This is a genomic window from Shewanella insulae (assembly GCF_009831655.1).
Classification (GTDB): domain Bacteria; phylum Pseudomonadota; class Gammaproteobacteria; order Enterobacterales; family Shewanellaceae; genus Shewanella; species Shewanella insulae.
Genome location: NZ_WRPA01000017.1, coordinates 71,445 through 94,120, shown reverse-complemented (window position 1 = coordinate 94,120; position 22,676 = coordinate 71,445). Strand labels below are relative to the sequence as shown.

Here is a 22,676-nt window from a genome sequence, read left to right as displayed (position 1 = left end):
TGAACAACATGCTGCAATCTGCCGGAACAATCGGTTATACTCTCTGCCCAAACAGTCTCTCAAGCCACAGAAGTAGGCCGAAAACTATGCAAGAATATATCGAATTTTTTAAAGCCAACCCTATGTTGAGTCTCGCCTGGGTGGGCTTGTTTGCAGCGCTTATTGTGAGCGTTTTTAAGTCTAGTATCTCAAAAGTGAAAACAGTAGATCATCAGCAGGCGACCTTGTTAATTAACAAGCAAGACGCCAAGGTGGTCGATGTACGTTCTAAGGACGAGTTTAAGAAAGGCCATATCGTTGACGCAATCAACGTGCCTTTGGCAGAAATTAAAAATAATAAGACATCTGCCCTTGAAAAGTTTAAAGCCAGTCCCATTATATTGGTATGCAATGCAGGGATGACCTCGTCGCAAGCGGCTCAGTTGATGGTTAAGGAAGGCTTTGAGTCTGTCTATAACCTCAAGGGTGGGATGAGCGAATGGCAACAAAATAACTTACCCGTTGCCAAAACCAAAAGATAACCCATACAAAGTTTGCTTTTATTAAGCATCTTTGATTAGAGTGTCATCTCTTATAAAAAATGGCTTAAATCGCCCATCTGGTGAGATTTAAGGAAATACTAAAATCGGGATGGTGGCTGAGGTCTAGATTAGGACTCGAGTAACAAAGGCCCTGAAGATGATTCTCCTCACTGGATGAATCGAACAAAATTGATTAGGTAGGAAATTATGGCTGAAGCAGTAAATAACGAACAACAGGGTCCACAGTTCAACATTCAACGTGTTTACACTAAAGATATCTCTTTCGAAACACCAAACAGCCCAGCTGTTTTCCAGAAAGAGTGGAATCCGGAAGTTAAGCTAGACCTGGACACTCGCAGCGCTAAGCTGGCCGACGACGTATTTGAAGTTGTCCTGTCTCTTACTGTGACAGCGAAAAACGGTGAAGAAACTGCTTTCCTATGTGAAGTTCAGCAAGCGGGTATCTTTGCTATCTCTGGTCTGACTGAGCAGCAGCTAGCTCACTCGCTAGGTGCATACTGCCCTAACGTACTCTTCCCATACGCTCGTGAAGCGGTTGGTAGCCTAGTTTCTCGTGGCACTTTCCCACAACTGAACCTAGCGCCAGTTAACTTCGACGCCCTGTTCGCGCAATACGTGCAACAGCGTCAGGCGCAGGCAGAAGCTGCCGGTGAAGCAGCAGAAGCGAACGCTTAATTACGCATGAACAACACTGCCGATATAACGGTACTGGGGGCGGGCTCTTATGGCACCGCCCTTGCTATTTCTTTAGCCAGTAACGGACACAAAACCCTGATTTGGGGCCACGAGCCTGAGCATATCGAGAACCTGAAAAGGGATCGATCCAATGAGGCGTTTTTGCCCGGTATCCCGCTGCCGGATCTCTTAATCCCCGAAGCCGACCTTGCAACCGCATTGGCCGCCTCCAACAATGTGTTGGTGGTCGTGCCTAGCCATGTGTTTGGTCTGGTGCTTAAGCAGGCGAAGCCGCTGCTGCGTAAGGATGCCCGTATCGTCTGGGCGACTAAAGGTCTGGAGCCGGAAACCGGTCGTCTGCTGCAGGAAGTGGCTCGCGAGATTGTAGGTGACGAGTACCCGCTGGCGGTATTGTCGGGCCCGACCTTCGCTAAAGAGCTGGCGGCAGGCTTACCCACAGCTATTTCGGTAGCCGGTACCGATGAGACCTTCACCAATGATTTGGTGGAGTTGCTGCATAGTCCTAAACGCCTGCGTGTCTACGCCAATGATGACTTTATCGGTCTGCAACTTGGCGGCGCGGTAAAGAACGTTATCGCCATCAGCGCGGGCATGTCAGACGGCATTGGCTTTGGTGCCAACGCCCGCACCGCACTGATCACCCGAGGCTTGGTGGAGCTGTCACGTCTGGGTGAAGCTATTGGCGCACAAGCTTCTACCTTTATGGGCATGGCGGGCTTAGGTGACCTGGTGTTGACCTGTACCGATAACCAGTCTCGTAACCGTCGTTTCGGTTTGGCACTGGGTCAGGGTAAGGATGTCGATACCGCGCAGGCCGAGATTGGTCAGGTGGTCGAGGGTTATCGCAACACCAAGGAAGTCTATACCTTGGCTAAGCGTCTGGGTGTCGAGATGCCGATCACCGAACAGGTGTATAAGGTGCTTTACCAGGGCGGCACGCCACACGAGGCGGCTAAGGCACTGTTGGCGAGAGATAAAAAGTCGGAGACGACTGACAACGAATAGTGGCCATCGGCGACTCATGCTAAAAACAACAAAGGGTGCTAAAATAGCGCCCTTTTTGTATATGGACATATTTATCCCCGATCACCTGGGATGGTGAAAGAGGGGATTTGTACTTGTAAATTTGAGTATTTATCCCCGGTGTCCAGGCCTTTGATGTTCCCGATATCAAATGGCATTTCCTTCATCCGTGAAGGTCAGCGGACAAAGAGGACTGCGTTTGGTCGTTATTAATTTGTTTGAGGCGGTATTTAAGTGAAACATCATGACGTGATCATTATCGGTGCGGGCGCGGCGGGCCTTATGTGCGCGGCAACGGCTGGCTATCGTGGCCGAGACGTTCTGGTGTTAGATAACGGCAAACAGGCGGGACGCAAGATCTTAATCAGTGGCGGTGGCCGCTGTAACTTCACCAATCAAAAAGTGGAGCCGGGGAACTTCATTTGCGGCAACCCTCATTTCGTCAAATCTGCTTTGGCACGCTACTCGTCGCAAGATTTTATCGAGTTGGTCGAGCGCCACGGTATCGAGTATCACCAGCGAGATCATGGCCAGCTGTTCTGTAACGATTCGGCCAAAGAGATAGTCACCATGCTGTTGACTGAATGTGAATGGGCGGGCGCCCAGGTGCAGCTCAGAACCGATATTCTCTCCATCATCAAGCAGGATGATGGCCTGTTCAGGCTGGATACCAGCAAGGGCGAATACAGCTGTGAGTCGCTGGTGGTGGCAACCGGCGGGCTATCCATGCCCAAGCTGGGGGCCTCACCTTTCGGCTATCAGATCGCCGAGCAGTTTGGTCTCAAGGTGTTGCCCACGCACGCCGGCTTGGTGCCTTTTACCTGGCATAGCGAGCAGAAACAGAAGTTCGAGCCCCTTTCGGGGATCGCCGTGCCCAGCACCATTACTGCTAAAGACGGCACCCAATTTAGCGAGGCGCTGCTGTTTACCCACAGAGGTCTTTCGGGGCCTGCTATCTTGCAGATCTCCAATTACTGGCAGCCGGGCGAGAGTATCTCAGTCAACCTGTTACCTCAGTTCGACGCCGCTCAGGCATTAAGTGAGGCGCAGGAGACGCATCCTAAGCAGAGCCTGCGCAACACCCTGTCGCAATGGCTGCCGAAACGTCTGGTCGAGGTACTGTTCGACGAGGCGCTACTCAATATGGCCCTCAATCAGCTGGTGCATGCCCAGCGTGATCAAATAGTGGATAACCTCCACAATTGGCAGCTGTTGATGAATGGCACCGAAGGCTATCGCACTGCAGAGGTGACCCTGGGGGGCGTGGATACCAACGAGCTCTCTTCCAAGGATATGCAGAGCAAGAAGGTGCCCGGACTCTATTTTGCCGGTGAGGTGATGGATGTCAGCGGCTGGCTCGGCGGCTTCAATTTCCAGTGGGCCTGGGCATCCGGCGTTGCCGTCGGTCAGGCGGTGTAGTCGTGTGTAGAGATAATAAAGTTTGCCCGCAAGCGGTAAAGATTGCCCGTAAGAGTATTTTGAGACAATAAAGTTTGCCCATAGTTGCTCTGGCAACTATGATGAGTTTAGACCGGCTTTATTGGATTGAGTATGGGACGTGGGCGAAAATTAGAATCTTTAGATGACTTTGAAAGAGCATTAAAGAATAAATATGGAATTGGTCAAGGCTCAGAGTATAAGCCTTGGCTTAGGGTTCAGGATGTAAAATCTAAAGGTACGCGTTCACTAATTTATGGTCGGAAGTCACAAAGACATCACCATATGATGTCCTCTATAGAAAGCGAGCATTTTTACCTCGCTGAGTTTTTGAATAGTGTGATTGATATCAGAGAACAATTTCCCCTTTTCCCTCTTAATTTCACTCAGAAAGTTTCTAAAATCCTTGGTGTTGAGCACCCTAAACATCCCAAGACAAAAGAACCAATTATTATGACAACGGATCAGTTGCTCACGATAGATTCCCCTCAAGGTGTTATATATCATGCAATTTCTATAAAACCTGAAGATGATTTAGGTGATTTACGTGTACTCCAGAAAATAGATATTGAGCGAGTCTGCTGGGAGTTGCTTGGAGTTAAGTTCAGTTACTTTACGGGGAATGAGTTAACAAGAGTTCAAAGCAGTAATCTTCACTGGGCCACTTCCCCTTTTCGTGAGAATCCGACAAGCTTTTCGAATGACCAAGTTAATTGTGCTCTATCAGTCTTAGTTGTCAGGCAATATTCTATCGAAGACCTTTGCAATCAACTAGTTTCAATGAACATTGCATCTCATGATGACGTTCTATTGTTAGTTCGCTTCCTTATCGCAGAAAAATTCATTGATGTTGATCTATCAACTAACATTCCTGAATCAGGGGTCATTGATGTTAAATATGTAGCTGGCCACCAAGGAGGTGTTTTGTATGGAACTTCCTAGAAACAGCGTTTGGAGAGTGAGTAATTCGGGTTTGTTTGAAGATGGGCTCTACCGTTTGTTGGATATCATACAGGGTGTTGAATCTGTTATTCTGTTCTCACTAGAAGAAACTTCCACAACGGTAAGACCTATAGCCGTTACGTTAGAAAGTTTTATTGAATTGGTTTCTAGCCGAAAAGCAATAAAAACACATTATGAATTGCCAACTTATCTCCTGGTTGATGAAGATAAGATTCCAGATGAACATATTGGTCGTCGAGATAAAAACTATGACTTAATCAAAGGTATAGTATTCGACAGAGCCTTTATTTTTGATTTTGCGACCAAGAAACGTTCCACACAACTTGCTGAGTATGCAAGAAAAACAGGTATAGATCGTAAGTCTCTTGCTAGATTGCTTACCCTATATTGGCGAAATGGACAGGACAAAATGGCTTTGTTACCTGCATTTTCGAAAAGTGGAGGTTCTGGGAGAGACCGAACTCCAACAACAAAACCGCTAGGAGCGCCAAAACAACCAAGAACTATAGCTGTTGATAGAGCGGCTAAGTTTATTGTGAGTGTTGACGATAAGAAGAAATTCAAAAAAGCGTTAAAGAAGTACTATCTTAAAGAGTCTGGGCTGACGCTTGTAAAAACCTACAATAACTTGCTTAAGGATAGTTATTCAAAAGAGATTATCTTAGCGGAGGCATGTGGCAGACCGCCTTTCGTTCCTACTAAAAAGCAGTTTAGTTATTGGTGTGCAAAGTTATTCAGTAAAGAACAGATAATCAAACAACGAACGTCTGAAAATGATTACCTCAGAAATAAAAGGGGGGCACTAGGCAGCATAAGTGATCGAAGCCATTTGCCTGGTGTTCATTTTGAAATAGATGCGACAGTTGCTGATGTGCATATCGTATCTGAGCTTGTATCTCAGTATGTTTTAGGTCGACCGACAATTTATATCGTAGTAGACAGAGCAAGCCGAATGATTGTTGGTGTTCATGTATCACTTTATCATGCGTCGTGGCGTGCAGCGCGTCAGGCATTAACTAATAGTTTTTTACCTAAATCTATATTTTGTAAAAGCTTTGGCATTGAAATTGAGGATTCAGAGTGGCCTTGTGCCCACATACCTAAAGAGTTGGTTTGTGATAATGGTGAAATGATAGGGCTACAACCTGAAAAAGTACTGGCGCCAATGACGCAATTATCATTTACTCCACCATATAGGCCTGATTGCAAAGGAGTGGTAGAGAAACGCTTTGATATTATCAATAAAGAAGCAATTCATGAATTATTGGGTACTACTAGAGGGGGGCAGATTGTTCGAGGTAACCGAGACTCTAGAAAAGATGCAGTTTATACGCTCAAAGAAGTTACGGCTGAAATAATAAAAGCGGTACTGGAACATAATCGTTCAATTTTTGATGATCTAGCCTTTACAAGTTCCTTGCTCATTGAAAATGACTTGTCTCCTACTCCTCTTAACTATTGGCAGATACATCTTGCAAAACATAGGCATGAACTTCAATCAGCTAATAGTGATGACGTTATAGCTCGATTGCTACCTTCAGCAGAAGTAAGCATGACTCGAAGTGGAATATATTTTAACGGTATGTACTACTCATGTTCAGAAGTTGAAACGCTTAATTTAGCATCAGTCGCTAGATCATCAGGACGTTGGAGACTTGAAGCGCGAATTGATGAAAATACAACGAATTACATTTATGTTCGCTTGGATAAAAACGGACGGTTTATTAGGTGTGATCTTCTACCTCGAAGCCGAATGTTGCGTGATAAATCGATGTTTGAATCGAGCTTTGTTCAAGACTGGCTCGATTCCAAGAAAGAGCTAAGACCAATATCAACAGCTTCAATTGGTGATCATAAACATCGAAAGGATGTGACTCGACAAGCCAAATGCAGAAGCCAAAATGCTGAAAGTCTCTCATTTAAAGATAAGACACGTAATACCCGCCTACGCCGAAAGGAAGAGTTGGAAGCTACAACAAATATTATTACACCTGAGTCTGCGGCCTCAATTACTAATGATGCTTCAGACTCATTCCCCTCGGGTGATAAAGTTATTCCGTTGCCAAAAGGTAGAAAAAGAAAAACTAATGGAGGTGGGATATGAGAGTTGAATCTGCTGTTTATCAGGATGCAATTTTGCCCGAGCATCAAGGGAATCCGCTTATAGAAGCCCTCCCTGCGAAGAAGTCATGGGAAAGTGTCATGGGAGTGTTTAGTAATTACCCTGATTATTCAGAGGAAATTGCTGATCATCCAAGTCCATTGGTTCGTGATGAATATCTGAATCGTATTGAAGAAATAAGGCAGCCTCTTACCGATTATCAGGCGTGTTTTAGAGCCGTAGAGAGAGCTATTAAAAAGGGATACTCTGCGAAGAACCCACTTAGCCCAACAACAGTGCAATATTTACATTATCTGGTTGATGAGCGGCCAGATGTAGAGCCTCGTACAGGGTTCTTTCAACCAAAAGGAGATGGACTGACTCTCATTGGAGATAGTGGGGTTGGCAAAACATCAATGGTTGAGCAAGTTCTGAGCTACTTTCCAAATGTTATAGAACACAATTCCTATCAAGGACAAGTATTGGATCTCAAAAAGCAAGTTGTTTGGATCAAAGTTGATTGCCCTAGTAATTCAAGCGTAAGAGATCTGTGTGAAGAGATACTTTCAACATTAGATCTAACTCTTGATAGAGAAAAAACGAAGCCAGCAGGTACGATAGGGGCTTTAATTAGACAGTTAGAACAGTACATTAAATCAAGCTTCTTAGGAATGCTTGTTATTGATGAAATGCAGAATCTAAAGTTCAAGCGAACGGGCGGGGAAAACAACCTATTGAGGTTTTTGCACAGGTTGATGAATAAGTTGGGGGTACCTCTTTTCTTTGTCGCAAATCCTCCTTTTGAAGAATCTTTGGTCAAAGAGCTTAAGGCCGCACGAAGAGCTGAAAGCGGTTATCACCATACTATGTCTGTATTAGCGAGAGACAGTGTTTCATGGAATGCCTTTGTTGAGCAGCTTTGGCAATACCAATGGACGAAAGTTTATACCGAGCTTACCGAAGAACTTAATGATGTTCTCCATACTCTTTCGGTTGGAAATATTGATATGGCGAGCCGTACATACCGAGAGGCGCAAAGGTTAGTTATTGGAACTGATGATGAGCGTATTACTCCTGCTACTTTAAGAAGTGGAAATGTGATTGCGTGTGGACTTTCAATACAAACAGAAGAAGTGAATGAGCTTAAAAGCATCCGAGTTTCTTTACCCAAAGGGAAGCAACGTAACACTCGATTGACTGATAAAGCGGTGGTAAAAAAGGTCGATAAAACTGGTGACATCACGAAACCTCAGCATCCTGAGTTTACATCTAGACTTATCGAGTTGGTTGAAGCGGTTGATCTAAATGGACGAATTGATGATCCTGATTTATTTCAACAAGTTGCTGGATTAGAGGAGCCAATGACTTACCTAAGAGTACAAAATATCGTTCTTGACGATCCACTCTCAGAATTATCTTATAGTTAACTAATCACTATTAACCAATCAGGATATTTCACCTAAAGTACAGTTCTATGAGCCTCGAATAGAGTTATCTTAATGGCTTTTATAATCTCTTCAAAAACTGCAGCATATCAGAATTAGTCTAAAATCTACTCAATGATTAACTAGGTTTGTCGGGGGAGAAAGGATGCAACTCCCTTCTGCTTTTCCTGATGAAATATTGTTTAGCCGCATTATTCGGCACTTTACTCTAAATGGTATTACTTCTGCCAACTACCTGCTCATGACGCTTGGCAGTCCTAAATTGAGTATTCACCCCTATTTAACGGCGGGTCTAGAGAGAATTAGTAGGTTAAGTCAAGAAATGCCAGTTGAGCTGCTAAATCAGCAGACGTTGGCTCCTTTATTTATTCATTTTTTGCCGTCTCATGCTACATCTATTTCACTAGGTTTAATATCCACCAATGCGGCAGAAGCCATAAGGGCTTGCCAGCTAGTTTGTGCGCGTGAAAAGGAACCGCTTTCAATCAAGTACTGCCCAACGTGTGCAAAAGCAGACGCTGAAAATTTTGGGGTGCCCTATTGGCATCGGAGCCATCAAATTCCTGGCATAGAATCATGTTCAAGTCATCGAGTTAAGCTGGTTCATTTTCCATTAAAGGGACATGCCAGATTGCGCCTTAGTTTGCTTCCGCCGTTGTTGGAACACCCGATTCAGAGTAGTGCTCTTAGTCGCGACTTTGCTCGATATTCATATGATCTATTACAAAAAGTAAGCGTGACCAATAAACCGTTTGTGTTAAATGATTTTAAGAAAAAACTTAGTAAACTTGGCTATGTTACTGAAAAAGGCTACTACCGAAGGAGGCTCTTACTTAGGGAATTGTATTTGTTTACTGAAGAACTAGGTTATGAATCGCTAGATTGGGTTCCACGGTCAAGGAAAGATTATCGTTATATCTCCTCCCTTCTATCAGGAAAGGTAACTCAACATCCACTAAAGTATTTAGTGCTGGGGTTTTGGATATCAAGGCAAGCTGTACACTTCAAGCAGAGCAAACCAGTCTTAAATGATCATACTTATAATCGGACGGTCGAAGAACTGTGTATTGAGTTGTTACAGCAAGGAGAGTCAATGGCTAGCATTAGTCGCCTTACAGGTAAAAGTCGATGCTTCATTAAGTCACTAGCATTAAGGCTTGATATAGCAGTGAACCTCAAACCTAAGAAGATAACGGAAAGCGTAAAGAAAAGGATTATGTTTCTCGCTGGGAAAGGGTTTCATCGCAGTGTAATTGCTAAACGAGTTGGAATATCGGTTGGGAGTGTAGAGCAACAAATTTCGTCATCGCCAAGCTTGGTTCAATGGCGAAAGCAATGTAAGTATGAATCGAGGAGGAGAAAATACAAACTCCGAGTAATGAAGTTTATTAGTCAAGGGACAACGGTTATTAGGCAGCAAGTAAAAGCATCATGTAGTGCGGAGTTTTATTGGCTGTATGCTCATGAAAAACAATGGTTGGAAGCGCACCTACCAATAGCTCAAAAGCCGATTGTTAAGCCTAGGGTGGATTGGCGGCAGCGAGATAAGCTGTTGATTCCGAAAGTTTGCTCAATTATGAAAAAGTACCAAAATAAGCTGTCAAGAACGCAAGTTGATTTATTGCTTGGAGGGCATGGTTGGTTGACAAAGTATAAGTCTAAAATTCCAAAAACAATGATGGTTTACAGAGCCTTAAGTGCAAAAAAATAAAAGTTTTTTTAGTGCAGTGTAATAGGTCTAATTCTACTTTTAGCCTGAGATTAATGTTTCAAATTAACTTAAAAATCCGATCTTCGATAGTGTTGGGTGGAAGTCATATGGCTATTGAGATTACAACCTTGTTGTGACAGAGTACCTGTAAGCTGCTAAAAGCCAAATCAGGCGCTTAGTTCGTTGAGAAATCTTAAGCATCGGCAGTTTCTAGTGTTTATGTGTGATGAGCACAATGGACATATAAAGGATGAATGATTTGTGAAGTATGTTGGAGAAAGACTTGAGGAATTGGCAATAAGTAATGGAAATTTTAGCCATTCTAACTTATTGGGAAGAAGTGCTTTTAACAGATACTACTACGCAGCTTTCCTGTCGACTAGAGAAATGCTTGGGACATTACAGCACAGTTGGAGAGGTACTCCACATGCCGAGATTCCAAATTTGCTACGACAAGCACTACGCAAGCCTGCAGAACGTGAAATACAAAAGATGATTAAGGCTGGGATGCTTGATTTGGGTGATAGAAGTAGAATTTTAACCTCGATAAAAACTAACGGTTCAGCTTTAGCACAGTTATTAACAGAAGCATATGACGCTAGGTTAATAGCGGACTATCAGCCTGAAGAAAAGATTGTCATGGAAGATAAGGTTATAAAATTAGGGCATCATAAACTTTCGTCTGCTAGAAATTGGCCTGATCAGGCTAATCGTTACTGTGCGTTAATTTTGAGGACATGGAAGGAGTTAGGGCTTGTTGGATATAAATGATATTAAAAAGAGCCTAACTGGGCTTGAAAAATATTTTGTTTCAGACGTTCAAGTTCGTACTAGTGACGGCTCTATTGTACTGTATGTTCCTAAAGACAAGGTGTCTAATACATCTAAGAGTGGATATGTTTCTCATCGACAACTTCAGAGGTTAGTCGGACATCTTAAGAGAAGGTACCAATCCCAAGTTCATATCGTATACCTTAAGTCAAGAAAAGTAGAAAATTTAGAGCGTGGGGTATTTGAGTTACTAAATTCTAGGTTTGATAATGTTGTTGAACAATTATTTTTGAAGTGTGATTCCGCGTTTGAAATTACTGCGTGGATTTTTGCAAACAACCTTACTCATGCGTCTAGAAGTGATGTAGAAAAAGTCTTTAAAAAGTTGATTTCGGAATCTTCATTTACGCTTGGTAGTATTCAGTGGCTAGATGCGCAAACAAGTTTACCTACAATATTTAATATTTTGGTTGCGACCAAAAGCTTGCAACCAGTTTCACTAGAAATGGCCCAAAAATATTTTGAAGAGGAGTTTCCGGAAATATCTGATAGATGGCTAAATCGGCAGTATGATAAATTATTGAAGAAGGGCTTAGTCTTACGTGAACATGATTTTAAATCCTACTCATTAACGGCTAAAGGATTAGAGGTTGTTCCAAACCCAAAAAATAGATACAGTTCAGATATTTCTAGAGCTCTTGCTTTGGGGGTTAGAAAGTGGTGAAATATGGATTAGGAGCGGCGGTGAATTATCGCGAGGGTATGAATCATACCCGCTGGCGAAGGCTAGGCACAGAAGCATCGATGGACTCACGTCCATCTTCGCTTCGCTCATCAGGACGTGAGTCCATCGTTGAGAAAGAAATAATGTTAAAGAGATTTGTGTCATGAAAGCCGCGCCGCTCCTAATTTCTTTTCACGAGCTAGGAAGCTATATAGAGGCTTTGCCAGAGTCTCAAAAGCGCCGTTATGCTGACGAAATATCAAAATTAGCGGAAGCGAAATTACCTCCTGTAGTATCACCCTATTGCTTAGCAATTTTGTTTGGTTACTCTCGTGAATTTATTCATGCCATGAGTAAACAGCAGCATAAATTTTACCGTACTTTTACTATTCATAAAGGTAGGAAGCGTAGGACTATCCAAGCACCAAAAGTTGCATTGAAAGTGATTCAAAAATGGATAGGCTATCACCTGTGTCAAGCGATACAGCGGCCTGAACATGTATTTGGCTTTATTCCTGGATGTTCGGCAAAAATGGCAGCTGAGCAACATTGCAATGCTCTCTGGGTGTATTCTATAGATATTAAAGATTTTTTTCCTTCGATTTCAGATGAACTAGTTGAATCAGCACTTCAAGAGCTAGGGTACTCTGAAATGGGGAGTAAATTAATTACATCTCTGTGTTGCTTTAATGGTGTGCTAGCTCAAGGTTCCCCAGCAAGTCCAACCCTCTCAAATTTAATAATGATAAAAGTTGATGATGATTTGAGAAAGCTAAGTGAAGAATTGAACATATCAGTGACCAGATATGCAGATGATATTGTTTTCTCAGGTAAAAATGAGTTTCCAGAGGGGTTGGGTGGGCAGATTAGTAATATATTTCAAGATGCCGGATTAGAGCTTAATGAAGAAAAAGAGTATTTTGCCGACTCCCGCAAAGGACAGCGATTAAAAGTTCATGGTCTTTTGGTTAATAGTGATAAACCAAGATTACCCAAAGGTTATAGGAATAAGGTGCGTGCTTATAAACATTTGCTAAATAGTGGAAAGGTGTCTGAAGGTGATTTAAAAAGATTGTTAGGCCATGTAAATTATGCAAATTCAATAGAATCGTGATTTTGTAATTAACCATCTCGTATGCTGCTAGTTTATAATAGAAATTTTATTTGACTATGGTTCCCCCTTTTCCCGATGAAACACTTCATAGTCTAGTTATAAGAAATGCGATGTTAAGCGTAGGGCTAGCGAGGTCTAGCGAACTAAAAGGTATCGTTTCTTACGATGGGTATTGGAAAACTTTTCCTAAGATTAAAGGGAATGGTTTGTTATCTGGTTACTCAAAAGAGGATGTTTTAGAATTTATTTCAGACAGGTGTCCTGCAATAGGTTGTTTTTACAAACTAAATGAACTGGATCTTGATTTAATATACAATAATATTTTTAATGAAGAATCCTTTTTTTATGATGAGGTAGTTCTTAATAATTGTATTGGTTTTCCTTGTAAAGTTAGATTTTGTTATGAGTGCTTTAGGGAACAGATTTTCCATTATGGAGTGAGTTATTTTAAAGTCGAGTGGTATAACTCTTGTAAATGTTCAGTTCATAACGTTAATCTATTGGATGTGAAAGCTAGTAAGGTTGTCGGTAATAAGCGTTTAAATGTGTATAGTATTATTGATTTAGCGATGAAGTACAACTTGTGACAGGAAACATTTGTTAGAATAGTTTTTGTGTGTTTAATTTTGTTTTCACTCAATTATGGTCATGTTTTTGTTTCAAACTGTTCGGTAACGTAGTTCCAAAAATTGTTTTTAATTAATATTTTTTACTTATGGGCAGTTGAGGATGGATATGTCGGGAGTGAAAATAGCTTGGGGTCTAGGTTATGATGGAGTTATGCGTCATATATCTGAGGTAGAGAAAGGGAAGGCATGTGGGTGTATTTGCCCTTCTATAAATTGCTCTAGTCCACTTATTGCTAATAAAGGAGATATAAAAGCTCATTATTTTTCACATCAAGCCAATACTGGTTGTGGAGGAGAGTCTGCATTACACCTCGCTGCCAAGCAAATCTTAGAAGAATCGGCTCTTGACCAATCAACTTTAGTTTTACCTGAAATTCATGGGTATTATTCCTGTGCGGATATGTCTGGTGAGATTATAGAGCAATGTAGGACAGAAACACCTTGTTTTCAGATAGTAGAAGCGAAGCAAGAAGTAAGGTTGAGCATTGAGTTAATTGCGGATGTTGTATGTCAATCAGATAAAAATGAAAAGCTAGCAGTCGAGATATTTGTTACTAATGCGAAGGGGGAGCTGGGAGAAAACAAATATAAGTCTATTGGAATGGATGCAATTGAAATTGATTTGAGTATGTTGTCTTGGAATGTTAGCCGTGATGAATTGAAAAGATCGGTATTACAGAACTCTAATCGTAGGTGGCTTCAGTGTTCGAGGAGGTACGAGCTAGAGCGAGAGTTAAAGATTCAGGTTGATGATGCTGTCAAATCGATAGATCAAGGTTATTTAACAAGTGTATACGATATGGCAAAGTATTTAAGCAATAATCATGATATGCCAAGTTTTACTTGGCCTTCATTGAAAGCTACTCGGACACTATCTAACTCTAATTCCTTTACTGTTTTTAGGACTCCTAAGATTACACATTTCCATGACGAGTGGTTTCCTTTTGCCTATGGTTATAAAGGGAGGGGTATCGTTGAAGGCAAAGTGAATGTAGACGTAATATTGTTTGTCGTAAGTAATCATGACAGGATAGCTTACAGTGAAAATCCAACGCTATTAATTAGTTTTGACGAGCGAGCTGATACAGATTTTTCTCGATTTCATCTAGGTTGGTTGAATATAGAATCTTGGAAACGGAAATTAGAATTAATTGCAGATAACGAGTTAATGCAAAAGGAAGTAGAAGCGAAGCAAAAAGTACAGAAAGTTTCGTCTTTTGTGTGTCATTTTAAAGAAGCTGACGATAAGAAAAAAATGGAAATTCTTTGTCAAAAACTCGGATTGCCACTCCCGAAGCAAGCTTCAAAGCATATTTTTTGCTGGAATGCCTCACAGGATGTTTGGAGAACTGTTGTTTGGACTTATAAGATCCATGGTAACGAAGGTTACACAATTGATTCAAGATCAATTGCAGATGATCCTTGGCTGGAGTCTTTGTTGGGATTTTCTGTAGACGACCGAGCTTATGAGCATCGCAGAAAAATGGTTGGTTTTTGGCTGAAAAAACTGTTTGAGTTAGGTATTTTAAGAAGAGTTGGTTGGAGTAAGTATGAGGTAGAAAACAGCCAGTTGAAAAATTTTCTCCCCTGGCAGTTTATAAAGTAAGTACGATAAATTACAAATAACTGAATGTTGGTTTTTTATTTTGTTTCCCTTAATCGGTTAATAAATCAGTTAGTTTGCGAGTGCCAGTTTGCTCATATAGGCCGATTATTTTATCTGGCTCAGACATGCACCAGGCAAATGATTGCCAAGCTAAGACAGAGAAAGTCTTCTTAAATGCCCTATCTTCCCTATCTGCGTATGCTGTTACAAATACAGCTTGTGATTCTTTAAGTTTGGTGCTTTTCTTTATAAGTAGCATCAAACCATCTTTTTTGGTGTCATTGATCGGGCCATCACTGGCCACCACCTCAATAAAAACAATTAGTGGCTCTTGTGTTCCTATATCCGCTAGGATTACATCTGGCAAGTGTTTATCAACTTCAATATTTAATCCAATTGCATTGGCAAGCTCTCGGTCGCTACGTTCTTCTTTATTAGCGCTTTCACTAATCCAAACAACCGCAGGCTGAATTAAAAAGTGCTTGCTGAAGTCTTCAATGACCGCCTTGGTTATGCCTGAGCTAGGTCCAGGAGCTAACATCCTCACTTCGTTATTAGGGAAAACAACTTTTACAGTACCTTCGTTCTGAGAAGCCGCTCGCTGAGCAAGCTGTTTTCGCATTATAGCACTTGTAGAGAGATGCTTTGAGGCCCAGCTATCAACGGCGATTTCGAATTCTAAATCAGATAATGCCGGATCAAATAGCATTGAAAAATCCTTCTCAAGGGCATAGCGTCCTGCACTTGAAGTTGTAGCTAAACCTAGTCGAACAATTACTGCACCTGTTTCACATAAAGCGTATCTTAAACAGTCATCTCGGATACCCTCCCTTGAATTCACCTCATACCAACGACCTAAAATTGGTTGATCTTTGGGAATTACCTTCATGGAGGTCTTTCGCCAAGCTAATCGACTGTCGTTATCAATCATCGCAGCTTGAGAGTCGGTCATTCTAGTAACTTGATCTGGTCTAAGCCAAACCTCAGTTCCTTCTACAGCACCAAGATATAGCAATACAAAAATAGTCCTAGCTGCTGTAATATTTATGTGATTTTGTCGGTTTTTAGTGCCTTCAGGAAATATTAGAGGAAGGCGTTCTTCTACGATGTGTAATTTAGGCAGCCTTGGTAATTCTTCCACTATAGGAATCCCTTATCATAGTTTGGATAATTTCATTCCCTACACCATCTACTAAAGCTCTGTGAATTTCAATCGCTTTATCTAACGGGGGTAATAATAACGCCTCAAGTTCATAGGCTGAGACCGCAACGGAGCCATTCATCATTCTAAATAGAGTATCAACCACTTTGCTTTTCAATATGAATTGCAGTGTATTTACACTAACTATAGTGTCAGCACCAGAGATAGGTTTTACCATGTTAAGGTGATTCTCAATAACAACGCCGCCATATGCCTTAATGAATTCGTCGGGAACTATGGCACCAATTAATCTTGAAGATTGCTCTTTTGCAGTCGTGCGTTGCAATAGCAAGCATGATTCTCTTACTACCAACCAGTTGTCTATATCACCTTCAATTCTGAACCACGGTTCATGATTTCGCTTATCTGATTTGTGCTCGAACTTACCACATGTAGAGACACATTCTCCCCACAGTAGAGGCAATGTTGTTTTAGTTTTCTTCGAAACTATTTGCTCTTTATGCCTATTCCACACAAGAGGTCCTGTACTAACCTTGTATCCGTACTGGGATAGTGTTGAATGATTTTCTTGAGCATCTGCTAGCAACTGTGCGTGACTTGGGCTTCTTGGTATGAGCCAGGGAGCGTCGCAGTCTACATTGATAGTAAAGTCACCATTGTGCTCCACCTGAACCTCTGAGTCATTGAGGACTCGCAGAGTAGAGGATACACCTTTATTATGTTGTTTCCGTTTTGAAAACGTTGCTAAAACCGTCTCTTGTAGTACACCCGAAAAGACCCCTTTTCTGGAGTCAATGAAGTCAACACTGACAGGTGAGCTTTCGATAGACAGTAATCTTCTTAGTGCTTTGAAATATTGCCCTGAGAGGAAGGAGGTTGGTGTTACATACGCGAGTATGCCTGTTTCACTCAACATAGATAAAGCTTTATCCGTGAATAGACCGTAGAGATTTGCGTGGCCGTATAGTGACCGTGAGAATTTCTTACGTGTTACGCTGTTTAGTTTAATTTTTGAGTATGGAGGATTGCCTACTACTAAGTCATAGCGTTCTGTTGACTCGCAAATTAATGTATCTCCAACTTCAATGACGATTGGTAGTTCATAATCAGATTCTGCTAACTCTTTTGATAACGCTATTTCTAGAAAAACTTGGGACATCCAAGCGGAAAAGGGGTCTAATTCCTTGCCATGGAGGTTTGTTGAAATATGTTTAACAATTGCTAGATCGGAAAAACCTTTCTTTTTTAAATTTTGTTTCATTCGAAGGGCTATAGGAGCCAGAAATGCACCTCCGCCACAAGCGGGATCTACAATGCGACCTTCTGTCCAATTAAAACCTGCTTGCTCAATGTTATCGAGAAGTCGATTACTCAAAGCCGGAGGCGTGAAGTAGACTCCATGTTGAGCTCTTAATTGTTTCGGTAATCTCTGCGTGTATATTTCGCCTACTCTATAGCTAGCTTCAAGTATGGATAGCTCAGAAATAGAAGATGCCAGCCTAAGTGCTTCTTTTTCTTCTTGTTCGTCTAGTCTCAAGTTTGTATTTTTGAGAAAATTGCTCAGAGGATGGATTGGCTTGTAACCAATTGTTGCTAAAGTCCAATAGTTCTCAAGGACACTTTTTACATATGCTCTTGTAGCTTGGACTTGCATCAGACTTTTATCATCAGACATTTCTACTATTTCCATGTTTAGTCCTTGGCGCTCCGATAAAGTCCATACATTTCTTTGAAGAGATCTGACATTTTGATCCCTTGATTTGCAGCATACGCTTTGAATTCTCGGTGAAATGATTCATCCACCATAAACTGGAGTGGCTTTTTCATCTCTGTTTCGCCTTTTGTTGATATGTTGCTCTTATCTTTGACGATCATTTCTTTCTAGTGCCATAAAACTCGTATAATGACTTATTATCTCATGTTTTCATGAAAATATGAATTCATGATTTCTTTTGATTAAAAAAGCGTTAAATGAAGCCAATTAGCGTTCCCTTGGTCACAGGCTTAAGTGCCTTATAGCTATTGATAAGACTTCAATGTCACGGTGTTAAATTTGGGGGGGCACAAGGATTGGAAAGTCAAAGGCTTTGTAAAGATTTTTGTTCGACCTTATTTTGTCTGTATATGGGCGAACATTAATGTCCCATTTTTTTCTTGTGGGCAAAGTTTATTGGTACTACACAAGTCGGCGCGCGCCCTCACATTCTCCTCCTCTGGCGCAAATATCGGCTGGGCTTTTGGGCTCACAGGGGTTAACTTACCTGATTATTAAGTTTTTTGTGAATTCATGAATAAACTTAAGTAGGTGTTACGCTGGTTTTGATGATCGAGGAGAGTGGGTATTGTCTACATCCAGAGGGGGCTATAGCTTTTATGCCGGCATTAAGATGTCGGTGGCGTCTAGCGTCTTTCTGTTATTGCCCATCTATTTTGAGGTGGTCTCCCGTCAGTTTGCCGAACCTGTGTTGGCCCTCACTTACGTGGCCACCATAGAGCTTATCGGCTTCTCGCTGGCTTCTATCTGCTGTTTCTTCTGGCAGCGAATTAACCTTGTCAGTGAGCGAGGGGTTTTCCTGGCTCTGGCGCTCGCACATCTGGGTAGCGCCCTTTGTGCGACTGTGGAGTGGTTTGTTGTCTTGCGTTTTGCCGCCGGTTTCCTCGCCGGCATCTTGATCGTCCGCTGCTTCGATACCCTGTCCCGTGACAAGCTGCCCGATGCCGCCTTCGGCCGGGCGATCGCCATGCAGATGCTCTACAGTGGCCTGCTGTTTCTCCTCTATCCTCAGCTGAGGCTGCAGGGGGGATTCGATGGTCTCCTGGTGCTGTTGGCTGGCTTCTGCCTGTTGATGGTGTTGCTGCCGGTGGATACCCGGGCGCAGCAGATGCCGGTGATTCAAGGGGTGAAGACGGGTAAGGTGTTTCTCTATACCGCGCTGTTTGCCATTTTGATGATCATGTTGGCCAATTCCGGTGCCTGGTCCATGCTGAGCGTGGTGGCGACCCGCATCGGCATCAGCGAGATAGATCAGGGGGTGATACTGGCGATCGGTACCCTGTTTAGCCTGCTCGGCGCGGTGAGCGCCTCGCTGTTGGCGAAATATGGCAATCGGCAGCGGGTGATCACCTTTGGGGTGTTGGGGCAAAGCATCGCCATCGTTTTGCTGTTTTCGACCCGGGATCCACTGGTCTATTTTGTGGCGGTGAGCTGTTTCATGTTTATGTGGAACTTCCTATTGCCCTTCTTCATGGGGGTGATATCCGAGGCTGATCCAGAGGGGCATGCGATTCGTCTGGCGGTGGCGGCCCAGTCTATCGGTGCCGCGCTGGCCCCGGCTGTGCTGCTCAAGGAGTGGGTGCTGTTCGAGCTGGTGATCTTCCTGCTGATCACTCTGCTGCTGATCATGCCTGCCATCTACAACAATAGTCGGCTCAAGCAGCCATAGTTGGCAGGGTTTCCATGGCATAAAAAAACAGCCACCTCATTAGGTGGCTGTCATGCTTCTGCTTAGAAGTAGTAGTTGGCCTGTAACCAGGTCACAGTATCTTCCTTCATGCGGCCCTGAGGGGTATCGAAGGCGGCGGTGTATTCCACCTTGGCACCGACAGAGATGTTGTCGGTCACCATAAAGCCACCACCCACTTCAACTTGGTTGATGAAGGACTCGTTCTTCACATGGTAGGTGCTCTTAGGGTTGGCGTAGAGCCAGTGACCCGCGTCGAAACCATACATGGCATAGACACCGGCCTGCACCAGGCTACTGCGGTCATACTTGTCGTTCTCCAGCGGACGCTTGGTCTGGGTACCACCCAGGCTCAGCATGGGGAAGATGGAGACGTTGTCGCTCAGTTGGAACTTATACATCAGGCCACCAAGTAGCGTCTGAGTGTCGGCATCGCCAATCACATCCACCGAGTAACCCAGGCCGTCTGTGATATGGAAGTAACGGCCGCGGCCGCTGAAGTCGCCGGTATTCTTGTCGCGGTTCAGATCCAACTGATACATGTTGTTGCCAATACCCATCATGCCGGAGATCTGGTCAACATCTTTGCTGGTGGACACGCCCACTGTGCTGAAGCTGGCGGTTGGATCACCATAGTTGACTTTCTCTTCGGCTGGCGCCTCGGCGGCCATGGCGTTTAGTGACAGCAGGGCACAGGTGGCGACTGCTATGATTGAGGTTTTTGCGATTAATTTGCTCATAGTCTTGATCTCTAGTCTTGGTTGTAAAATGTACTGGCGTTAGTATCTCCGATGAGCTTTAATAACTAGAGTTAGTAAGTATCTTGTAATCGAATAGGTCGCAAATGTTAAATCTAGAACAACTCAACGCATTTATTGCCGCCGTAGAGAAAGGATCCTTTTCGGCCGCCGCCCGACACATAGGCAAGAGCCAGAGCTCGGTCAGCATAGGGGTGAATAACCTCGAGCTGGATCTCGGGGTCGAGCTGTTTGACCGCAGCACTAAGTATCCACAGCTTACCGAGCAGGGTGAACGACTCTATCATCAGGCCAAGGTGCTCATGCGCCAGGCGACTCGTATGGAGAGTTATGCCAAGGGAGTGATCGAAGAGGTCGAAGATCAGCTGGTTATCGGTGCCGATCCTCTGGTGCCCATGTCTGTATTTGATTCGGCGTTGGAGAAGATGGCGGAGAAGTTTCCCTTCACCCGGGTCAAGCTGGTCAAGCTTATCGGCAACCGCCTTAATCGGGCGATCGAAGCCGATGAGGTCGATGTCGGCTTTAATATCATGTCCGAGGCGGTACCTGAGAATCTCGATTTTGTCGGTATTGCACGTATCGAGTGGGTGTGTATCTGTAGCCCCGACTATAAGTTTGCGGACCTGGAGGCGGTAGACAGCGAGATGTTGATCATCGAGCGGCAGATCGTCTGTTCAAGTATGTTGCAAAATGAGTATCTGGCGAAGCTTGGGCGCGTGTCTCAGGAAACCTGGGAGGCGTCGGATCTGGATGACATGATACGTCTGGTGGAGCAGGGCATCGGCTGGGGGATCATTCCCTTGAGCATGTATGAAGAGAAGGCGGCCATAGGCACACTCTCTACCTTCAAGCCTGTCATCGAGAAAGAGGCCGGCTTGACGACAGTCGATTTGCTGTGGAAGTCGACCGCGCAACAGGGCCCGGCAAAGAGCTTCTTTATCGACCTACTCAAGCGTTAATTTTTCACGCGAGCGGCTGAGGCTTGGTAGCTGAGACAGCCTATTAGTGTCTCAGCAGCTCGATAACCACTTGCTGAATGGCCAGATCCTGGCCGAATAACGACTCGTAAACCACAAATAGGCTAATGATGGCGCCGGCGGTGATCACTGACATGAATTGATCCATTTTGCCCAGGTTAGCGTTTTTGTTAAACATGATGACCTCGATATTGTACCTTGCTGTTGGTGAGGCCATTATCTATTAACAATCCTGCTTAGGTTAATTAATAACCATCTGTATTTCGAATAGATGTGGTGTCATCTATCCCCGCTCACCCCCGCCCCAAACCCATTCGATAACCTAATAATACCTAGTTAAAAGTATTAAAAACTCCTCTGTATAGTGGTCGTAATTTAATCGTTTGTGGCACATGAGTGTCGATGCTTGAGAAGAGGTCATTATGGGTACGTCAGCCAAACTTATTGCGATTTCCCTCCCACTTCTACTCGCTGCCTGTTCGCAGCAAGCCGAAGTCGACGGGGAGTTCACCGAACAACCCAAGGTCACAGTGCAGGTTATGCAACCTCAGCTGATCCAACTCACCGAACAGTTCATGGGTAAGACCCTGGCGGTCGACCAGGTGGAGATCTTGCCAAAGATCTCCGGTTACCTGATCAGCCAGGTTTATACCGATGGCGCTCAGGTTAAGAAGGGTGATCTGCTGTTTGAGATAGACCCTAAGCCGTTTCAGGCCGAGGTCGCCCGCCTGGAGGCCAACCTGGCGCAGAAAACGGCGCAGATGATGCTACAGGCGAAGAAACATGAGAAGGCCCAGGCCCTGCTGACGCAAGATGCTCTGAGCAGCCTGGAGGTCGAGCAGATCGAAGCCGAGCTTCTCGGCATGAAGGCCGAGGTGCAAAGCGCCAAGGCGGCGCTCAACTATGCCCAGCTGGATCTGGAAAATACCCGCATCTTTGCCCCCTTTGACGGTGTGATGAGCGACAGCCGAGTGAGTGTCGGTGCCTTGGTGGGGCCTGATGTCGAGCCGCTGACCACTCTAGTGAGCAGCAGCGCCATGCATGTGGATATCAAGCTGGACGAGAAGCAGTATCTCAATGACCTGCAGCAACGTGTGCAGGCGGGCGAGGAGATAGCGTCGCCCGAGATGGCGCTGACCCTGGCCAACGGCACCCTGTATCACCACAAGGGTGAGGTCGACTTCATCGACAACCATGTGGACAGTCGCAGCGGTTCTATCCGTTTTCGCGTCACCTTCCCTAACCCAGAAGGCCTGCTGGTACCTGGCCAATTCGTCTCTGTGTCGTCGCGTCAACAGGTAGCCCAGCAACAGCTGGTGGTGCCTCAGGCCGTGGTGCAGGAAGATCAGGGCGGTCGCTATGTGTTTACCGTTAACCAAGACAATGTGGTCGAGGCCCGTTACGTCAAGCTGGGCTTGCGTCAGGCGGATTCCTGGATAGTGCAGGATGGTCTGCAAGCCGGTGAGCGCGTGATCCTCAGTGGCCTTCAGTCGGTGCGTGCCGGCGTCGAAGTCGACGTGCAACAGCCTGTTGCCCTAGCCAAGAAGGGGTAACAA

At 44.1% G+C, this 22,676-nt stretch carries 21 protein-coding genes; 16 read left to right on the top strand and 5 right to left on the bottom strand.

Annotated features, from left to right (window positions below; genetic code table 11):
• Positions 1-86 precede the first annotated feature (86 nt).
• From GNT65_RS16745 to GNT65_RS16685, 13 genes are all read left to right on the top strand, one after another.
• A complete protein-coding gene (locus tag GNT65_RS16745; protein ID WP_160798286.1) occupies positions 87-521 on the top strand; it encodes a rhodanese-like domain-containing protein in 435 nt (144 codons plus the stop codon).
• Between the two features lie 207 nt (positions 522-728).
• Complete coding sequence (gene secB, locus GNT65_RS16740) at positions 729-1,217, top strand: protein-export chaperone SecB (protein WP_160798284.1); 489 nt, start codon at positions 729-731, stop codon at positions 1,215-1,217.
• 6 nt (positions 1,218-1,223) lie between these two features.
• A complete protein-coding gene (gene gpsA, locus GNT65_RS16735; protein ID WP_160798282.1) occupies positions 1,224-2,243 on the top strand; it encodes an NAD(P)H-dependent glycerol-3-phosphate dehydrogenase in 1,020 nt (339 codons plus the stop codon).
• Positions 2,244-2,495: 252 nt separating this feature from the next.
• Positions 2,496-3,680 (top strand): aminoacetone oxidase family FAD-binding enzyme, encoded by a 1,185-nt coding sequence (locus GNT65_RS16730; protein WP_160798280.1) that lies wholly within the window; start codon positions 2,496-2,498, stop codon positions 3,678-3,680.
• Between the two features lie 132 nt (positions 3,681-3,812).
• Positions 3,813-4,640 carry a TnsA endonuclease N-terminal domain-containing protein gene (locus tag GNT65_RS16725; RefSeq protein WP_160798278.1) on the top strand — a complete coding sequence of 276 codons (828 nt, stop codon included), beginning with the start codon at positions 3,813-3,815 and terminating at the stop codon, positions 4,638-4,640.
• Positions 4,627-6,765, top strand: coding sequence for a DDE-type integrase/transposase/recombinase (locus GNT65_RS16720; RefSeq protein ID WP_160798276.1), 2,139 nt, complete (start codon positions 4,627-4,629; stop codon positions 6,763-6,765). The genes GNT65_RS16725 and GNT65_RS16720 overlap by 14 nt, the downstream gene beginning before the upstream one ends.
• Positions 6,762-8,189, top strand: coding sequence for an ATP-binding protein (locus tag GNT65_RS16715; protein ID WP_160798274.1), 1,428 nt, complete (start codon positions 6,762-6,764; stop codon positions 8,187-8,189). Before GNT65_RS16720 ends, GNT65_RS16715 begins: the two co-directional genes overlap by 4 nt.
• Positions 8,190-8,352: 163 nt before the next feature.
• Positions 8,353-9,918: a TnsD family Tn7-like transposition protein gene (locus GNT65_RS16710; RefSeq protein WP_160798272.1), complete on the top strand. Its 1,566-nt coding sequence runs from the start codon at positions 8,353-8,355 to the stop codon at positions 9,916-9,918.
• 261 nt (positions 9,919-10,179) lie between these two features.
• A complete protein-coding gene (locus GNT65_RS16705) occupies positions 10,180-10,689 on the top strand; it encodes a hypothetical protein (RefSeq protein WP_160798270.1) in 510 nt (169 codons plus the stop codon).
• Positions 10,676-11,413, top strand: coding sequence for a hypothetical protein (locus tag GNT65_RS16700; protein ID WP_160798268.1), 738 nt, complete (start codon positions 10,676-10,678; stop codon positions 11,411-11,413). The genes GNT65_RS16705 and GNT65_RS16700 overlap by 14 nt, the downstream gene beginning before the upstream one ends.
• 163 nt (positions 11,414-11,576) lie before the next feature.
• Positions 11,577-12,527, top strand: coding sequence for a reverse transcriptase family protein (locus tag GNT65_RS16695; RefSeq protein ID WP_160798266.1), 951 nt, complete (start codon positions 11,577-11,579; stop codon positions 12,525-12,527).
• 110 nt (positions 12,528-12,637) lie between these two features.
• Positions 12,638-13,114: a hypothetical protein gene (locus tag GNT65_RS16690; RefSeq protein WP_160798264.1), complete on the top strand. Its 477-nt coding sequence runs from the start codon at positions 12,638-12,640 to the stop codon at positions 13,112-13,114.
• A 148-nt stretch (positions 13,115-13,262) separates the two neighbouring features.
• The gene (locus tag GNT65_RS16685) at positions 13,263-14,762 is read left to right on the top strand and encodes a competence protein CoiA family protein (protein ID WP_160798262.1); all 1,500 of its coding nucleotides are present in this window, start codon (positions 13,263-13,265) and stop codon (positions 14,760-14,762) included.
• 49 nt (positions 14,763-14,811) lie between these two features.
• On the opposite strand, the gene GNT65_RS16680 is transcribed toward GNT65_RS16685, so the two are convergent.
• The 3 genes from GNT65_RS16680 to GNT65_RS20710 are packed head-to-tail and all read right to left on the bottom strand — an operon-like array spanning position 14,812 to position 17,751.
• On the bottom strand, positions 14,812-15,903 hold the full coding sequence (locus GNT65_RS16680) for a BsuBI/PstI family type II restriction endonuclease (RefSeq protein ID WP_219822475.1): 1,092 nt from the start codon (positions 15,901-15,903) through the stop codon (positions 14,812-14,814).
• Positions 15,878-17,614, bottom strand: coding sequence for an HsdM family class I SAM-dependent methyltransferase (locus tag GNT65_RS16675; protein WP_160798260.1), 1,737 nt, complete (start codon positions 17,612-17,614; stop codon positions 15,878-15,880). The genes GNT65_RS16680 and GNT65_RS16675 overlap by 26 nt, the downstream gene beginning before the upstream one ends.
• A gap of 2 nt (positions 17,615-17,616) precedes the next feature.
• Positions 17,617-17,751, bottom strand: a complete 135-nt coding sequence (locus GNT65_RS20710; protein WP_276508673.1) for a hypothetical protein — start codon at positions 17,749-17,751, stop codon at positions 17,617-17,619.
• 515 nt (positions 17,752-18,266) lie between these two features.
• On the opposite strand from GNT65_RS20710, the gene GNT65_RS16670 reads away from it, so the two are divergent.
• The gene (locus GNT65_RS16670) at positions 18,267-19,367 is read left to right on the top strand and encodes an MFS transporter (protein ID WP_160798258.1); all 1,101 of its coding nucleotides are present in this window, start codon (positions 18,267-18,269) and stop codon (positions 19,365-19,367) included.
• A gap of 62 nt (positions 19,368-19,429) precedes the next feature.
• Here GNT65_RS16670 and GNT65_RS16665 read toward each other — a convergent pair whose 3' ends face one another.
• Positions 19,430-20,125, bottom strand: a complete 696-nt coding sequence (locus GNT65_RS16665; protein ID WP_160798256.1) for a hypothetical protein — start codon at positions 20,123-20,125, stop codon at positions 19,430-19,432.
• A 104-nt stretch (positions 20,126-20,229) separates the two neighbouring features.
• On the opposite strand from GNT65_RS16665, the gene GNT65_RS16660 reads away from it, so the two are divergent.
• Entirely contained in the window at positions 20,230-21,102 is an 873-nt protein-coding gene (locus GNT65_RS16660; RefSeq protein WP_144204095.1) for a LysR family transcriptional regulator, read from the top strand.
• Between the two features lie 43 nt (positions 21,103-21,145).
• On the opposite strand, the gene GNT65_RS16655 is transcribed toward GNT65_RS16660, so the two are convergent.
• Positions 21,146-21,298, bottom strand: coding sequence for a hypothetical protein (locus GNT65_RS16655; RefSeq protein ID WP_160798254.1), 153 nt, complete (start codon positions 21,296-21,298; stop codon positions 21,146-21,148).
• A 244-nt stretch (positions 21,299-21,542) separates the two neighbouring features.
• Here GNT65_RS16655 and GNT65_RS16650 point away from each other — a divergent pair, with 244 nt between their 5' ends.
• On the top strand, positions 21,543-22,673 hold the full coding sequence (locus tag GNT65_RS16650) for an efflux RND transporter periplasmic adaptor subunit (protein ID WP_160798252.1): 1,131 nt from the start codon (positions 21,543-21,545) through the stop codon (positions 22,671-22,673).
• Positions 22,674-22,676 lie beyond the last annotated feature (3 nt).

Bases quoted from the DNA above. Each gene is read 5' to 3' on its own strand.
- GNT65_RS16655 (WP_160798254.1), bottom strand. From the start codon at position 21,298: ATGTTTAACAAAAACGCTAACCTGGGCAAAATGGATCAATTCATGTCA.
- GNT65_RS16695 (WP_160798266.1), top strand. From the start codon at position 11,577: ATGAAAGCCGCGCCGCTCCTAATTTCTTTTCACGAGCTAGGAAGCTAT.
- GNT65_RS16710 (WP_160798272.1), top strand. From the start codon at position 8,353: ATGCAACTCCCTTCTGCTTTTCCTGATGAAATATTGTTTAGCCGCATT.
- GNT65_RS16720 (WP_160798276.1), top strand. From the start codon at position 4,627: ATGGAACTTCCTAGAAACAGCGTTTGGAGAGTGAGTAATTCGGGTTTG.
- gpsA (WP_160798282.1), top strand. From the start codon at position 1,224: ATGAACAACACTGCCGATATAACGGTACTGGGGGCGGGCTCTTATGGC.
- GNT65_RS16715 (WP_160798274.1), top strand. From the start codon at position 6,762: ATGAGAGTTGAATCTGCTGTTTATCAGGATGCAATTTTGCCCGAGCAT.
- GNT65_RS16745 (WP_160798286.1), top strand. From the start codon at position 87: ATGCAAGAATATATCGAATTTTTTAAAGCCAACCCTATGTTGAGTCTC.
- GNT65_RS16660 (WP_144204095.1), top strand. From the start codon at position 20,230: ATGTTAAATCTAGAACAACTCAACGCATTTATTGCCGCCGTAGAGAAA.
- GNT65_RS16690 (WP_160798264.1), top strand. From the start codon at position 12,638: ATGTTAAGCGTAGGGCTAGCGAGGTCTAGCGAACTAAAAGGTATCGTT.
- GNT65_RS16685 (WP_160798262.1), top strand. From the start codon at position 13,263: ATGTCGGGAGTGAAAATAGCTTGGGGTCTAGGTTATGATGGAGTTATG.
- secB (WP_160798284.1), top strand. From the start codon at position 729: ATGGCTGAAGCAGTAAATAACGAACAACAGGGTCCACAGTTCAACATT.
- GNT65_RS16675 (WP_160798260.1), bottom strand. From the start codon at position 17,614: ATGGAAATAGTAGAAATGTCTGATGATAAAAGTCTGATGCAAGTCCAA.
- GNT65_RS16650 (WP_160798252.1), top strand. From the start codon at position 21,543: ATGGGTACGTCAGCCAAACTTATTGCGATTTCCCTCCCACTTCTACTC.
- GNT65_RS16725 (WP_160798278.1), top strand. From the start codon at position 3,813: ATGGGACGTGGGCGAAAATTAGAATCTTTAGATGACTTTGAAAGAGCA.
- GNT65_RS20710 (WP_276508673.1), bottom strand. From the start codon at position 17,751: ATGAAAAAGCCACTCCAGTTTATGGTGGATGAATCATTTCACCGAGAA.
- GNT65_RS16665 (WP_160798256.1), bottom strand. From the start codon at position 20,125: ATGAGCAAATTAATCGCAAAAACCTCAATCATAGCAGTCGCCACCTGT.